The sequence below is a fragment of the Cronobacter sp. HA18003 genome (genome assembly GCF_011605905.1).
Classification (GTDB): Bacteria; Pseudomonadota; Gammaproteobacteria; order Enterobacterales; family Enterobacteriaceae; genus Cronobacter; species Cronobacter sakazakii.
In genome coordinates, this window is sequence record NZ_JAANQO010000011.1 from 227,956 (window position 1) to 242,834 (window position 14,879).

At 61.3% G+C, this 14,879-nt stretch carries 10 protein-coding genes; 2 read left to right on the top strand and 8 right to left on the bottom strand.

What is annotated here, in order from left to right:
- Positions 1 to 24: 24 nt before the first annotated feature.
- From trhP to G6041_RS02100, 7 genes are all read right to left on the bottom strand, one after another.
- Positions 25 to 1,386, bottom strand: coding sequence for a prephenate-dependent tRNA uridine(34) hydroxylase TrhP (gene trhP, locus G6041_RS02070; RefSeq protein ID WP_004386535.1), 1,362 nt, complete (start codon positions 1,384 to 1,386; stop codon positions 25 to 27).
- A gap of 226 nt (positions 1,387 to 1,612) precedes the next feature.
- Positions 1,613 to 2,335, bottom strand: a complete 723-nt coding sequence (gene baeR / locus G6041_RS02075) for a two-component system response regulator BaeR (protein WP_004388202.1) — start codon at positions 2,333 to 2,335, stop codon at positions 1,613 to 1,615.
- Positions 2,332 to 3,756: a two-component system sensor histidine kinase BaeS gene (gene baeS / locus G6041_RS02080; protein WP_007902990.1), complete on the bottom strand. Its 1,425-nt coding sequence runs from the start codon at positions 3,754 to 3,756 to the stop codon at positions 2,332 to 2,334. The genes baeR and baeS overlap by 4 nt, the downstream gene beginning before the upstream one ends.
- Positions 3,753 to 5,168 (bottom strand): MFS transporter, encoded by a 1,416-nt coding sequence (locus G6041_RS02085; protein WP_012124310.1) that lies wholly within the window; start codon positions 5,166 to 5,168, stop codon positions 3,753 to 3,755. Before G6041_RS02085 ends, baeS begins: the two co-directional genes overlap by 4 nt.
- 3 nt (positions 5,169 to 5,171) lie before the next feature.
- Positions 5,172 to 8,261, bottom strand: a complete 3,090-nt coding sequence (gene mdtC / locus G6041_RS02090; protein WP_054628505.1) for a multidrug efflux RND transporter permease subunit MdtC — start codon at positions 8,259 to 8,261, stop codon at positions 5,172 to 5,174.
- A complete protein-coding gene (locus tag G6041_RS02095; protein ID WP_012124312.1) occupies positions 8,262 to 11,384 on the bottom strand; it encodes an MdtB/MuxB family multidrug efflux RND transporter permease subunit in 3,123 nt (1,040 codons plus the stop codon).
- Positions 11,384 to 12,631, bottom strand: a complete 1,248-nt coding sequence (locus tag G6041_RS02100) for an MdtA/MuxA family multidrug efflux RND transporter periplasmic adaptor subunit (RefSeq protein WP_004388207.1) — start codon at positions 12,629 to 12,631, stop codon at positions 11,384 to 11,386. Before G6041_RS02100 ends, G6041_RS02095 begins: the two co-directional genes overlap by 1 nt.
- A gap of 230 nt (positions 12,632 to 12,861) precedes the next feature.
- On the opposite strand from G6041_RS02100, the gene G6041_RS02105 reads away from it, so the two are divergent.
- A complete protein-coding gene (locus tag G6041_RS02105) occupies positions 12,862 to 13,224 on the top strand; it encodes a type II toxin-antitoxin system RelE/ParE family toxin (RefSeq protein WP_046377190.1) in 363 nt (120 codons plus the stop codon).
- Complete coding sequence (locus G6041_RS02110; protein ID WP_004388209.1) at positions 13,211 to 13,507, top strand: helix-turn-helix domain-containing protein; 297 nt, start codon at positions 13,211 to 13,213, stop codon at positions 13,505 to 13,507. Before G6041_RS02105 ends, G6041_RS02110 begins: the two co-directional genes overlap by 14 nt.
- Before the next feature lie 9 nt (positions 13,508 to 13,516).
- Here G6041_RS02110 and yegD read toward each other — a convergent pair whose 3' ends face one another.
- A complete protein-coding gene (gene yegD / locus G6041_RS02115; protein ID WP_012124316.1) occupies positions 13,517 to 14,869 on the bottom strand; it encodes a molecular chaperone in 1,353 nt (450 codons plus the stop codon).
- Positions 14,870 to 14,879 lie beyond the last annotated feature (10 nt).

The window sequence follows — 14,879 nt, forward strand, 5'->3', positions numbered from 1 at the left end:
CGCGGTAAAAATAACCCCTATAAATTATTTACCGTGTGGATTTCTGGTGGTCTGGCCAGAGAAATTACGCATTAACAGCGCATACTCCAGTGCTAAATCCTCAGGAACCGGCATCCAGATGGTATATCCGTCTCCCGGTGCCACCTCCATCTTCTCGCCTTTCGCATTTTCCATATGCTCAAGCGTAAAGCTGACGTTGCCCTGTGGCGTCATCAGTTCCAGGCTGTCGCCCAGGGAAAATTTGTTTTTCACCGCCACCGCAGCCAGCGCGCCGTTGCGCTCGCCGGTAAATTCGCCGACAAACTGCTGGCGGTCCGATACCGAGTAGCCATAGTCATAGTTCTGATAATCGTCGTGGGTGTGACGACGCAGAAAACCTTCGGTATAGCCGCGGTGCGCGAGCCCTTCGAGCGTCTCAAGCAGGCTCGGGTCGAACGGTTTACCGGCGGCGGCGTCGTCAATGGCGCGACGGTAAACCTGAGCGGTACGCGCGCAGTAGTAGAACGATTTGGTGCGGCCTTCGATTTTCAGCGAATGAACGCCCATCTTCGTGAGGCGCTCGACGTGCTGAATTGCGCGCAGATCTTTGGAATTCATGATGTAGGTACCGTGTTCATCTTCAAACGCGGTCATGTATTCGCCGGGGCGCTGCGCCTCTTCAATCATAAAGACTTTATCGGTCGGCGCGCCGATGCCAAGCGTCGGCTCGACGGTCTGCACCGGGATAGGCTCGTGGATATGCACGATATTGCCGATGCTGTCCTCTTTACCTTCCTGCACCTTATATTCCCAGCGGCAGGCGTTGGTGCAGGTGCCCTGGTTCGGGTCGCGCTTGTTGATGTAGCCGGAAAGCAGGCAGCGGCCGGAATAGGCCATGCAGAGCGCGCCGTGAACGAAAATCTCCAGTTCCATCTCCGGCACCTGCTCGCGAATTTCCGCAATCTCTTCAAGCGACAGTTCGCGGGAGAGAATGACGCGCGTCAGGCCCATCTGTTGCCAGAATTTTACCGTCGCCCAGTTCACCGCGTTGGCCTGTACCGAAAGGTGAATATCCATCTGCGGGAAGTGCTCGCGCACCAGCATGATAAGCCCCGGATCGGACATGATCAGCGCATCCGGGCCCATCTCCACCACGGGTTTGAGATCGCGGATAAATGTTTTCAGCTTGGCGTTGTGCGGCGCGATGTTAACCACGACGTAGAATTTTTTGCCAAGCGCATGGGCTTCATTAATGCCGAGCTGCAAATTCTCGTGGTTGAATTCGTTATTGCGCACGCGCAGCGAGTAGCGCGGCTGGCCGGCGTATACGGCGTCGGCACCATAGGCGAAGGCGTAACGCATATTTTTCAGCGTTCCCGCAGGCGACAGTAATTCTGGTTTAAACATGTTGAACTCGTTCTGATGACAGGTCAGACCCGCTTCAACGGCGAAGCGGTCGGGGGCACGTTTACCCCCACGTTAAGGGCGGGAATTGTAGCGCCCGCGGCCTGGGCGTGCAAACCGTTATGGGGCTTATGGACGTGAGGCGGGTGCGCTGTGCTTACCCGCCCTACGAAAAACCGGTCACGTGCAGCGCACCCGCCATGCAACCCGCACCCGCCAGCCGTAACCTCTACACCACCCGACCGGCGTCGGCTTCCCAGCGGTAGCCCACGCCATAGACGGCGCGGATAAACGGCTGCTCGTCGTCCAGCGCTTCCAGCTTGCGGCGCAGGTTTTTGATATGGCTGTCGATGGTGCGGTCAGTCACCACGCGGTAATCGTCATACAGATGATTCAGCAACTGCTCGCGCGAAAACACTTTGCCGGGCTCGCCGGAAAGCGTCTTCAGCAGACGGAATTCGGCTGGCGTCAGGTCGAGCGGCTTCTGCCGCCAGCTCGCCTGAAAACGCCCTTCATCGATAATCAGCGGGCTTTGGGCATCCTGCGCCTGCAGATCGCGCTGCGGCTTGCAGCGGCGCAAAATGGTTTTCACGCGCGCCACCACCTCACGCGGGCTAAACGGCTTGCAGATGTAATCATCGGCACCGATCTCAAGCCCCAGCAGGCGGTCTATCTCTTCGATTCTGGCGGTCACCATCACAATCGGCACTTCCGAGAAGCGGCGAATTTCGCGGCACAGCGTCAGCCCGTCGGTGCCGGGCAGCATCAGATCCAGCAGGATTAAATCCGGCGGCGTCTGGCGCACATAGGGCAACACCTGATCGCCGTGGTTAATCAGCGTCGGCGCGTAGCTGGCCGCCCGCAGGTAATCCACCAGCAGCGCGCCGAGTTTTGGCTCATCCTCGACAACCAGAATGCGCGGGGTTTTATCGTTAATCGGTAACTCTGTCATACGTCTCCCGGAAGTACGGCATCAAGCGGTAAGGATACGGTGATGCTAACACCGCCTGATGATGAATGATCGGCATTAATCGTCCCGCCATGCGCCGCCACGATATTGGCGCAGATGGCAAGGCCGAGGCCCGAGCCGCCGCTGGCGCGGTTGCGCGAGCCTTCCGCGCGGTAGAAGCGCTCAAACAATTTTGACAGCTGCTCATCGCTCACGCCCGGCGCGCTGTCGATAAACCGCAGCACGAAACGCTGCGCCTGACGCTCACCCTGAATCAGTAATCCGCCGCCCGCGTCCGTGTAACGCAGGCTGTTTTCCAGCAGATTATTAAAAAGCTGCATCAGCCGGTCGCGATCGCCAAAGAGCGTCACGTTTTCCGGCATCGACAGATTCAGCGTCAGCCCGCGCGCGGCAAAGCGCTCGCGGAACGCGCCCGCAGCCACTTCTATCAACGTCACGATCTCCAGCGGCTTTTTCTGGTAGGCGAGCGCGCCTTCGTCAGAGAGCGACAGCTGGTGCAGGTCATCCACCAGTTTGGTCAGCGTGCCCACTTCGGCCTGCAACGAGGCGACCGACTCCGGCGTAAACTGGCGCACGCCGTCCTGAATCGCCTCCAGCTCGCCGCGCAGCACCGCCAGCGGCGTGCGCAGCTCATGGGAGATATCCGCCATAAATGCCTGGCGCATCTGCTGGTTTTTCTCAAGCGTGCTGGCGAGCTGGTTGAAATCCTGCGCCAGTCGGCCCAGCTCATCCTGCCCGGTGGCGACGACGCGGGTAGTAAAATCGCCCGCCGCCAGGCGGTGTGTGCCTTCCACCAGTCGTTTTACCGGGGCCAGCAGGCCGCGTGCCAGCAGCAAGGTGGCGGCTGCCGCGAGCAGCGTCGAGAGCGCGACGATAAGCCAGCTGGTGCGCCGCTGCTGTTTATCGAAATTGATATCGGTACTGCGCGTCAGCCGCTCCACCGGCGAGGCGATTACCCAGCCGACGCGTTTGCCGTCAACGACAATCGCGCGCCGCGCGCCATCCTGCGGCACCGGCGAGCGCGGGCCGACCAGCACATTTTGTTCGGCGTCCACCACCCAGAACTGCGTTCGCCAGCCGTGCGGCGGCATGTGGGGCGGCGGCCCTCGGTCTGGCGGCGGCGGGCCGTCGTGGGCGTTCTCCCGTTCAAAAGAGCGTAAAATCTGGAATATCATGCGATCGTTATGGCGCAGAAATCCCCAGTCGCCGTGCTGCTGGTACTGCTCGCTCAGCGCGTCGCTTAACAGGGCCAGACGTTGTTCGTTACCGTGTTTGATGTAGTCGATAAAGCCGCGCTCGAAGCTAAAGCGCACCGCCCAGTGCATCGTAATCAACAGCAGAATACAGGTGGCGAAAATGGCCAAAAACAGCTTGCCCGTAATGCCGGGCCGCCAGAACCTCATGAAGCACTCCTTTTGCGCCGCGCGATGACGGCGTTTTTACTGATATCGTCAGGGACGCGGGCGAAGACCAGCGCCGGCAGGGCGATAATTAGCGCCATGCACAAATAGGTCCAGAAAAAGATGCCGTGGGCGTCGCCGCTGTCCGCTGCGAGCTGGTTATGCCCGAACGCGCCAAGCAGCAGACCCGCGATGCTCACCCCAAGGCTCATCGAGAGCTGCATCACCATCGACAGCAGGCTGTTGCCGCTGCTCGCCATCTCATCGGGCAGATCGCGAAGCGTCAGCGTGTTCATCGTCGAGAAACGCACCGAATTCACCATCCCCTGAAAAAGCATGACTACCGGCAGCAGCCAGTACCAGCCCGCCAGCGCCACGCCCATAAACAGCAGGGTCACGAGCGCAAGCGCAAGCGTCGAGGCCACCAGCACCCGGCGGTAGCCAAAGCGGTTTACCACCTGCACCACAATGCGTTTGATCCCCATACTGCCAAGCACCATCGGCATCATCATCAGGCCGGCGTGGAACGGGGAGAAGCCGAGGCCAATCTGTAAAAAAACCGGCGTCATAAACGGCAGCATCCCGCTGCCGATGCGCCCGCATAAGCTGCCGAACAGCCCCAGTGAAAAGGTGCGGGTATTGAAAAGCCGCAGACTGAACAGCGCCCGCTCGTTGCCGCGCGCATGCCACAGGTAAAGCAGCGTGGCCGCGCTGCCGCCCGCCACCAGCGCGCCAAGCCCGGCTGGGGAAAGACCAGTGCTGCGATAGCCGTCAAGCGCAATCGTCAGCGCCGCCATGCCGAAGGCGAGCAGCAGAAAGCCGGAGAAATCGAAGCGCCGCGTCTGCATGGTGTAGTTCGGCATCAGCCAGAGCGTCGCGGCGGCACCGGCAATGCCCACCGGCAGGTTGATTAAAAAGATCCAGTGCCAGGAGGCGTACTCCACCAGCAGCCCGCCGAGCGCCGGGCCGAGCAGCGGCCCCACCTGGCCGGGGAGCGTCACAAATGTCATCGCCGCCATGTACTGATCGCGCGGGACGATTTTCATCACCGTCAGCCTGCCGACCGGCACCATCATCGCGCCGCCGATGCCCTGTAACACGCGCGCCGCCACCAGCTCATTGAGCGTTGAGGACTGCGCGCAAAACAGCGAGCCGAGCGTGAACAGCACAATCGCGGTGAAGAAGATGTTGCGCACCCCGACGCGATCCGCCAGCCAGCCGCTCGCGGGCAGCATCACCGCCACCGTCAGCACATAAGAGACGATAACCATGTGCATCCGCAGCGGGCTCTCCCCGAGGCTCGCGGCCATTGAGGGGAGAGCGGTATTGACGATAGTGGTATCCAGCGCCTGCATAAAAAAGCCGAAGGCGACGATCCACAATTGCCAGCGCACGTTCTGGGGCAGGTCGGTCATAAATTATTCGCTCGCGGTCAGGGTGTCCTCAGGTTTCGCCCGGCGCGTAAAACGCAGGCGCAGTCGGTCGAAGAAGAGATAGACCACCGGCGTGGTATAGAGCGTCAGCAACTGGCTCATCACCAGCCCGCCGACAATCGTAATGCCGAGCGGCTGGCGTAGCTCCGCGCCGTCGCCGCTTGCGATCATCAGCGGCAGCGCGCCGAACAGGGCCGCCAGCGTCGTCATCATAATCGGGCGAAAACGCAGCAGGCAGGCCTGGAAAATGGCGTCGCGGGCGCTGAGCTGGCCGCTGCGCTGGGCTTCCAGCGCGAAGTCCACCATCATTATCGCGTTCTTCTTCACGATACCAATCAATAGCATAATACCGATAAGCGCGATGAGGCTAAACGGGGCATCGAACGCCTCCAGCGCCAGCAGCGCGCCGACGCCCGCCGATGGCAGCGTGGAGAGAATGGTCAGCGGATGCACGTAACTCTCATACAGCATCCCCAGCACGATATAGACCGTGGCGATGGCCGCGAGAATGAGGATCACCTGCGAATTCATCGTCTCCTGGAATACCTGCGCCGTACCAGCGAAGCTGCCGCGCACCGACGACGGCACGCCAAGCGAGGTCATCGTGCGGGTGATGGCGTCGCTCGCTTCCGAGAGCGACACGCCGGTCGGCAGGTTAAACGCGATGGTCGACGCCGCCGACAGCCCCTGATGGTTAACCGACAGCGGTGCGTTGGCGGGCTGCCATTTCGCAAACCACGAGAGCGGAATCGGCTTGCCTTCGCTGTTCATCACGAACATCTGATCGAGCGCGCTGATATCCTGGGTGTAACGCGGGTCAACTTCCATCACCACTTTGTACTGGTTAAGCGGCTGGTAGATGGTCGAAATCTGGCGCTGGCCGAAGGCGTTATTCAGCAGGCTGTTGGCGTCCTGCACGCTGATGCCAAGCCGCGCCATCGATTCGCGGTCATAGACCAGGCTCATCTCCGCGCCGTTGTCCTGTTGATCGGAGTTCACGTCGGCGAGCTGCGGCAGTTTCGCGAGCGCCTGGCGGATTTTCGGCTCCCATTCGCGCAGCGCCGCCAGATCGTCAGACAGCAAGGTGTACTGATAACTGGCGTTCGACTGCCGCCCGCCGACGCGGATATCCTGCACCGCCATTAAAAATAGGCTCGCGCCCGGCTCACGCGCAAGCTTTTTACGCAGCCGGTCAATCACCTGCTGGGCGCTTTCCGTACGCTCGCCGAGCGGCTTGAGGGAGATAAACATCATGCCGCTGTTCACCCGCGAGCCGCCGGTAAAGCCGGTAACGTTATCCACCGCCGGATCTTCGCGAATGATTTTCATGAAATCCTGCAGTTTGCCGCGCATCGCCTGGAACGAGATGCTCTGGTCGGCCTGAATGCCGCCCATCAGCCGCCCGGTGTCTTGCTCCGGGAAAAAGGTTTTCGGAATGGAAATATAGAGCCAGACGTTCAGCGCGATGGTGGCGAGCAGCACCAGCCCGACCAGCCGGGCGTGGTTCAGCACCCAGCCGAGCGAGCGGGCGTATCCGCCCTGCAGCGCCAGCAACAGGCGATTGATGCCGACGCGACTGCGGGTCTCTTCACTCGGTTTGGCCTTCAGCAGCCAGCCGCACATCATCGGCGTGAGCGTCAGCGACACCACCAGTGAAATGCCGATGGCGACCGAGAGCGTCACGGCAAACTCCCGGAACAGCCGCCCTGGCAGCCCGCCCATCAGCAGCAGCGGCAGAAAGACCGCCACCAGCGACAGGCTCATGGAGAGCACCGTAAAGCCCACTTCGCGCACGCCCTGGAGCGCCGCCTGAAGCGGTTTGACGCCCGCCTCAAGGTGGCGCGAGATATTCTCCAGCACCACGATGGCGTCATCCACCACAAACCCGGTGGCGATAGTCAGCGCCATTAACGAGAGGTTATTCAGGCTGAAACCGCACAGATACATGGCGGCGAAGGTGCCGATAAGCGATACTGGCACCGCGACGGCAGGAATGAGCGTTGCGCGCCCGGAGCGCAGAAACAGGAACACCACCAGAATCACCAGGCCGACCGATATCGCCAGCGACTGCTCCACTTCCGCCAGTGACGCGCGAATGGTCGGCGAGCGATCCTGCGCGATTTGCATGTCGATGGCGGCGGGGATGGTGTCGCGCAGCTCCGGCAGCGCGGCGCGGATGCGGTCCACCGTCTCAATAATATTGGCTTCCGGCAGTTTGCGGATCATCAGCAAAATGGCCGGTTTGGCATTGGTCATGCCCGCGTTGCGCACATCCTGCACCGAATCGGTCACGGTCGCCACGTCGCGCAGATGCACTGCCGCGCCGTTGTTATAGTGAACGATCAGCGGCTCATACTCGGCAGCGGTTTTGAGCTCATCATTGGTCTGCAACTGCCAGCGGCGCTGCGCGTCTTCTATCGCCCCCTGCGGACGGCGCACGTTGGCGTTGCTGATGGCGCTGCGCACCGTATCCAGCGAGACGCCCTGGTTAAAGAGCGCCTGCGGGTTGAGCGCCACCCTGACGGCGGGCAGCGAGCTGCCGCCCACGTCGACATCCCCCACGCCGTCAATCTGGGCGATGGTCTGGGCAAGCTGCGTCGAGGCGTAGTCATAAAGCTCGCCCTGGGAGAAGGTGTCCGAGGTGAGCGTAAGGATCATGATCGGCGCATCGGACGGGTTCGCTTTGCGATACGTCGGACGCGAAGGCATTCCACTCGGCAACAGGCTTTGCGCGGCGTTGATCGCCGCCTGCACGTCGCGCGCCGCACCGTTGATATCGCGGTCAAAATTGAACTCCAGAATAATGCGCGTGCTGCCAAGCGAGCTGGTGGAGGTCATCTCGTTGACGCCCGCGATGCGCCCGAGCGAGCGTTCAAGCGGTGTCGCGACCGACGACGCCATCGTCTCCGGAGACGCGCCCGGCAGCGACGCGCTCACCATAATGACCGGGAAATCGACCTGCGGCAGCGGGGCCACCGGCAGCAGTCGGAAGCCAAGCACGCCGCAGAGCGTCACGGCGATGGAGAGCAGGATCGTCGCCACCGGGCGGTAGATAAAGAGCGCGTAAAACTTCACTTACGCCTCCTCTTCACGCGCGGGCAGACGGCGGCGCACGGCGTGGCCGAGGCGGTCGAACAGCAGATAAATTACCGGCGTGGTAAAGAGCGTCAGCACCTGGCTTACCAGCAGGCCGCCGACCATGCCGATGCCGAGCGGACGGCGCAGCTCCGCGCCGACGCCGGTGCTGAGCATCAGCGGCAGCGCGCCGAGCAGGGCGGCGAGCGTGGTCATCAGGATGGGCCGAAAACGCAGCAGACACGCCTGGTAAATGGCCTCGCGCGGCGTCATGCCCTGTTCACGCTCGGCGGCCAGCGCAAAGTCGATCATCATGATGGCGTTTTTCTTGACGATGCCTATCAGCAGAATAATGCCGATGATGGCGATGACATCCAGCTCGGCACCGGCGATAAGCAGCGCCAGCAGCGCGCCAACGCCTGCGGTGGGCAGCGTCGAGAGAATGGTAATCGGGTGGATAAAGCTCTCATACAGCACGCCGAGCACGATGTACATCGCCACCACCGACGCCAGAATCAGCCAGAGCGTGCTGCCAAGCGCCGCCTGGAAGGCGAGGGTGCTGCCCTGGAACTGGGTCGTTATCTCAGCCGGGAACGCCAGATCGGCTTCCGCCTGAGTGATGGCGTCTACCGCGTCGCCCAACGAATAGCCGTCCGGCACGTTAAACGAGATAGTCGTCGACGGGAACTGATCGAGATGGTTAATCGTAAGCGGCCCGAAGCGCTGCTCGACCTTCGCAATGGCGCTGAGCGGCACCATGCCGCCATCGCTGCTGGCAAGACGAATACCGTCGAGCGCCGCCAGGCCCGGCGTGGCGGTAGTGTTATGCTCCAGCACCACGCGGTACTGGTTGGCCTGGGTATAGATGGTTGAGATAAGGCGCTGGCCAAAGGCGTTATAGAGCGCGTTATCGACATCGCTCATGCTGATGCCAAGACGGCTGGCGCTCGCGCGATCCACATTCACGTAAGCCACAAGACCGTTGTCCTGCCAGTCGCTGCTGACATCCGCGAGCTGCGGCAGCGTTTGCAGCCGGGCGATAAGCTTCGGCACCCAGGTGCTGAGCGCCTCCAGCGAATTGGCCTGGAGCGTGAACTGATACTGCGTGCGGCTCACCTGGGTGTCGATGGTGAGATCCTGAATCGGTTGCAGGTAGAGCGTGGCACCCGGCACGCGGCTCGCGGCCTCCTGAAGGCGCGCAATCACCGTCTGCACGCGGTCGTCACGGTCATCGAGCGGTTTTAAGTTGATTTGCAGCCGTGCGCTGTTAAGCGACGGATTCGTGCCATCGACGCCGACAAACGAGGTGAGGCTCTCTACCGCCGGATCTTTCAGAATGACATCCGCCACCGCGCGCTGGCGCTCGGCCATGCTGGCGAACGACACCGACTGCGGTGCCTGCAATGTGCCCTGGATGATGCCGTTGTCCTGCACCGGGAAAAAGCCTTTCGGGATGAAAATCCACAAAAGCACCGTCAGCGCCAGGGTGCCAAGCGCGACGCCGAGCGTCAGCCACGGGTGATTCAGCACGCGCTTCAGAAGCTGGCCGTAGCGGGCGATCACCCGGTTGATCACACGTTCTGAGGCGCGCGAGAAGCGATTCTGTTTGCGCAGCGATTCATGGCTTAACATGCGCGCGCACATCATTGGCGTCAGCGTCAGCGAGACGACAGCGGAGATCAAAATCGCCACCGCCAGCGTCACTGCGAATTCGCGGAACAGACGGCCCACGATATCCCCCATAAACAGCAGCGGGATCAGCACGGCTATCAGCGAGAACGTCAGGGAGATAATGGTAAAGCCGATTTCGCCTGCGCCCTTGAGCGCGGCGGCCAGCGGCTTTTCGCCTTTTTCGATATAGCGCGAGATATTTTCTATCACCACGATGGCGTCATCCACCACGAACCCGGTGGCGATGGTCAGCGCCATCAGCGTCAGGTTGTTGATGGAGAAATCGAGAAACACCATCACCGCAAAGGTGCCGACCAGCGACAGTGGTACCGCCACCGCCGGGATAATGGTCGCCGGAATGTTGCGCAGGAACAGGTAGATGATCATCACCACCAGCGCTATCGCCAGCATCAGTTCAAACTGCGTGTCGTTGACCGACGCGCTGATATTGGTGGTCCGGTCGGTCAGCACTTTCACCTGCACCGATTTCGGCAGGCTTTCCGTAAGCTGCGGCAGCAGTTTCTGAATGGTTTCGGCGGTGGTGATGATGTTAGCGCCCGGCTGGCGCTGGACGTTCATCACAATCGCGGGCTGTTTATTGGCCCATGCGCCAAGCCAGGCGTTCTCCGCGCCTTGCTCCACCGTCGCCACGTCGCCAAGGCGCACCGGCGCGCCGTTTTTATAGGCGATGATCAGGTTGCGGTATTCGTCGGCGGATTTCATCTGATCGTTGGCGGAGAGCGTCACCGCGCGCTCCGGGCCGTCGAAACTGCCTTTCGCCGAGTTGACGTTTGCGCTGGTGATGGCGGTGCGCACGGTTTCGCTGTCAATGCCCAGCGACGCCAGCGCCTGCGCATTCAGTTTCACCCGCACCGCCGGACGCTGGCCGCCGGAGAGCGTCACGAGGCCCACGCCCGTCACCTGCGAGATACGCTGCGCGACGCGGGTTTCCACCATATCTTCCACCTGGGTCATCGGCAGCGCCGATGAGGTGACCGCAAGCGTCATGATTGGCGGGTCCGCCGGGTTCACTTTGCTGTAAACGGGCGGGTTAGGGAGATCGTCCGGCAGCAGGTTGGTGGCGGCGTTAATGGCGGCCTGCACCTCCTGCTCGGCGACATCCAGCGGCAGCGTGAGCTGAAACTGTAATGTGACTACCGACGCGCCGCCCGCGCTTTGCGAAGCCATCTGCTTTAAGCCCGACATCTGGCCGAACTGGCGCTCCAGCGGCGCGGTGATAGCCGACGTCACGACATCCGGGCTGGCGCCAGGGTAGAGCGTGACGACCTGAATCGTCGGATAGTCCACTTCCGGCAGGGCGGAGACCGGCAAAAAGCGATAGCCGATGATGCCTGCAAGCAGAATAGCCACCATCAGCAGCGTGGTGGCCACGGGGCGCAGAATAAACAGGCGGGACGGCCCGCCGGTGGCGCTCGGAGGTAACACCTGCATCAGGAACGCGCTCCTTTGGCTGCGCGGGCGCTGTCGGTTGGGCTGCGCTCGCCGCGTTCAGGCTTCGCGTTATCCGTGGCCGTTTGCGCTTCTACTACATCCACCTTCGCGCCTTCGGTCAGGCGGTCGATGCCGTCCGTCACCACGCGATCGCCTGCGGAAAGGCCTGCGGTGATCACTACGGTTTCGCTGTTCTGAATGCCGGTCGTGACGGTGTGCTTACTCACTTTGTTGTCGTCGTTCAGCACCCAGACAAAGTGGCCTTCGTTGCCCATCTGCAACGCGGCGGTCGGGATCACGACCGCGTTCTGCTGCGTATCAATCAACATGCGGGCGTTAACGAACTGGTTCGGGAACAGCGCGTCATCCTCATTGGCAAAGCGCGCCTTGAGCTTAATCGTGCCGGTGGTGGCGTCTATCTGGTTATCCAGGCTTAACAGCTCACCGGTGCTGAGCTTTGTGCTGTTAGTGCGATCCCAGGCTTCCACCGTCAGGGCTTTCCCCGCCTTTTGCGCCTGCATCACGGCGGCGATATCGCTCTCCGGCAGGGTAAAGACCAGATCAATCGGGTGCGTCTGGGTCAGCACCACAATGCCGGTGGTGTCGCCGCTGGAGATCTGGTTGCCGATATCGACCTGTTTTAAGCCGACACGCCCGTCAATCGGCGCGGTGATACGGCTCCAGTCGAGCTGCAACTGCGCGCTGGCGACGGCGGCTTCGTCGGCTTTCAGCGTGCCTTCGGTTTCGCTGACCAGCGCCTGCTGGGCATCAAGCTCCTGGCGTGAAACCAGGTTCGTTTTCCCGAGCTGCTGATAGCGCGCCAGATCGCGACGGGCGTTGGCAAGCGTCGCGCGGTCTTTGGCGAGCTGCCCCTGGGCCTGCGCGAGTGCCACTTTAAACTGGCTCGGATCGATTTCCGCGAGCAGATCGCCCGCTTTTACCTGCTGGCCCTCTTTAAAGTGAATCGCCATTAGCTGACCGTCCACGCGGCTACGCACCGTGACGGTGTTCGCGGCAGTGATAGTCCCAAGCCCTGTGAGATAGCGCGGCACCGCCTCGCTGCGCGCGGTGGCGGCCTGTACTGGGGCTTGTGCGCCGCCCATGCGCATCGCGGCGCGACCGCCTGCGTGTGTCGTTTTACCTGATGGTGCATCCGTGGCGGCGTTACGCCAGTAGAGGAGCGCGGCAATCGCCACGACCACGATGCCAGCGATGACCCACCCGCGCTTTTTAACCGTGCTTTTCATAAGCAGTACGTCTTCTTTTCCTGAAACGATTAGGCGTAATGATACAAGTTTAGTCAGCCCTGACCGCAGAAAGATGGAGGAAATATGAAACACCGTTTAGAACTGTCTGAATCGCTCAGGTTTTACGAGACGTCTCGCAGCGCTTGTATCTCTCTCTGGTGGGCTCATAAAACCGCTTTTAAAGTATGGTTTTATCTGTGGATATAAACTATAGTTTATGAGGGATGGGTATGGCATGGACGGTGATTTTTACCGATCGTTTTAACGACTGGTATCAACAGCAGCCCGAAGGATTACAGGATCGTATCGCCGCGCTCTTATGGAACTTACGTTATTCCGGCCCGCTTGTCGGACGCCCGCTGGTCGATACGGTGAAAGGTTCGCGTTATCCCAACCTGAAAGAGCTACGTGTGCAGTATGGCGGCGAACCCTGGCGCGTTTTTTTTGCGTTTGACGCTGAACGTCAGGCCGTTGTGCTCTGCGCAGGCAATAAACGGAGCCAGAAACATTTTTATGACGCCTTAATCAGGCAGGCTGAAGAAGAATTCTTCCCGCATGTGCAAGCGATGGAGAGACGAAATGAAAACTCTTGATGACGTAATGGCGGGCTTTTCCCCGGAACGGCAGGCAGAAATCCTGCGCATGGCAGACGAAATCGCGCTGGAGCACGGCCTGCCGCGCATTCGCGAAGCGCGGGCGTTTTCGCAGCAGCAACTGGCGGAGATAATGGGCGTGACGCAGCCCGCTATCGCCGCCATTGAGCAGCGCGGTAAGGAGATTAAACTGCTGACGCTCAAGCGCTACGTCGAAGCGCTGGGCGGCAAGCTCTCTTTACTGATAGAGCTGCCCGAAGGCAGCAAAGTGATCCCCGTCTGACCGCGCCGGTTACTGAAACACCACCTGCGCCCAGCGCGCAAGGCCCGCGGTGACGGAGCCGAAATCGTCGCCGCCCTGTACCGGGATGCCTGGCAGTTGCGCCTGCAGCGCCTCGCGGATGAGCGGCGAGCGCGCGCTGCCGCCGGTGAGATAAATAACATCCGGGCGCTCGTTGCTTGCCTCAAGCGCCAGCGTCACCTGCTCAAGGATACGCTGTAGCGGCGGGTTGAGCGCCAGCGCGAGCGCCTGCTGTGTAATTTCCTGGCTCAGTTGCGGCTCAATAAACGGCAGCGCGGTCTGGCAGAGCGGGGACTGCGAGAGCGCGATTTTGCTCTCTTCCGCCGCGCGCACCAGACGGTAGCTCAGGCGTTGCCGCCACACTTTTTGCAGTAGCGCCACTTTTTGCGGCTCGCGGGCGTCGCGGGCTAAATCCGCCAGCAGGCGTCCGCAGGCGGCGCTGTAGAACTCGCTCTGCGCTGGCACGTCGTTAATCGCGCAGGCGTTCCACCATGGGAGCACCGGCAGCGCGGTGCCTTTTTCGGTTTCGCCGCCCATGCCGAGCAGCGGCATCAGCTGTTTAAACGCCAGCGCGATATCCAGATCGTTACCGCCCACGCGGCAACCGCTGTGACCGAGAAGGCTTTGATCGCGGTCGCGGCGCGCGCGCCACTGCGGGCCCATCAGCAGCAGCGAACAGTCGGTGGTGCCGCCGCCGATATCCACGACCAGCACGCGCTGCTCTTCGCTCAATGTGGCTTCAAAATCGAGACCAGCCGCGACCGGCTCATACTGAAACACCACGTCGCGAAAACCAGCGCGGTGCGCCGCGCGCTCGAGGATCCCCTGCGCCTGACGGTTGGCGTCATCGCCGCCGAGCCCCTGGAAGTTGATCGGACGGCCAATCACCGCCTGGTCTATCTCCGCGTCCGCCTGCTGCTGCGCCGTCTGGCGAATATGCACCATCATCGCGCAAACCAGATCTTCAAACAGCGCGACCTGTTGCGGCTTCAGCCCGCTGGCACCGAGAAACGACTTCGGCGATTTCACGAACCAGACCTCTTCCGGGTCGTCCATATACTGGCGCAGCGCGCTGAGCCCGAACTGCACGCTGCCAGGCGTCACGTCGATGCTCTCTTCGCGGTTATAGCTCACCGCGCGGCGCAGCAGCGCCTGCGTTTCCGCGCCGCTCGCCTCGACATTCTGATGGCGATACAGCCATTCGCTTACCGCCTCGCGCACCGGCGCGCCAATCATGGACGGCAGCAGCGTCGAGCCCTGCTCAAGCGGCAGCATTTGCGGCACGCCGTCACGCATCATCGCGACAGAACAGTTGGCGGTGCCGTAGTCAAAACCGATAAACATTCACATATTC

Coding starts and splice junctions, on each gene's coding strand:
- trhP (WP_004386535.1), bottom strand. CDS start 1,386: ATGTTTAAACCAGAATTACTGTCGCCTGCGGGAACGCTGAAAAATATG.
- baeR (WP_004388202.1), bottom strand. CDS start 2,335: ATGACAGAGTTACCGATTAACGATAAAACCCCGCGCATTCTGGTTGTC.
- baeS (WP_007902990.1), bottom strand. CDS start 3,756: ATGAGGTTCTGGCGGCCCGGCATTACGGGCAAGCTGTTTTTGGCCATT.
- G6041_RS02085 (WP_012124310.1), bottom strand. CDS start 5,168: ATGACCGACCTGCCCCAGAACGTGCGCTGGCAATTGTGGATCGTCGCC.
- G6041_RS02095 (WP_012124312.1), bottom strand. CDS start 11,384: ATGCAGGTGTTACCTCCGAGCGCCACCGGCGGGCCGTCCCGCCTGTTT.
- G6041_RS02100 (WP_004388207.1), bottom strand. CDS start 12,631: ATGAAAAGCACGGTTAAAAAGCGCGGGTGGGTCATCGCTGGCATCGTG.
- G6041_RS02105 (WP_046377190.1), top strand. CDS start 12,862: ATGGCATGGACGGTGATTTTTACCGATCGTTTTAACGACTGGTATCAA.
- G6041_RS02110 (WP_004388209.1), top strand. CDS start 13,211: ATGAAAACTCTTGATGACGTAATGGCGGGCTTTTCCCCGGAACGGCAG.
- yegD (WP_012124316.1), bottom strand. CDS start 14,869: ATGTTTATCGGTTTTGACTACGGCACCGCCAACTGTTCTGTCGCGATG.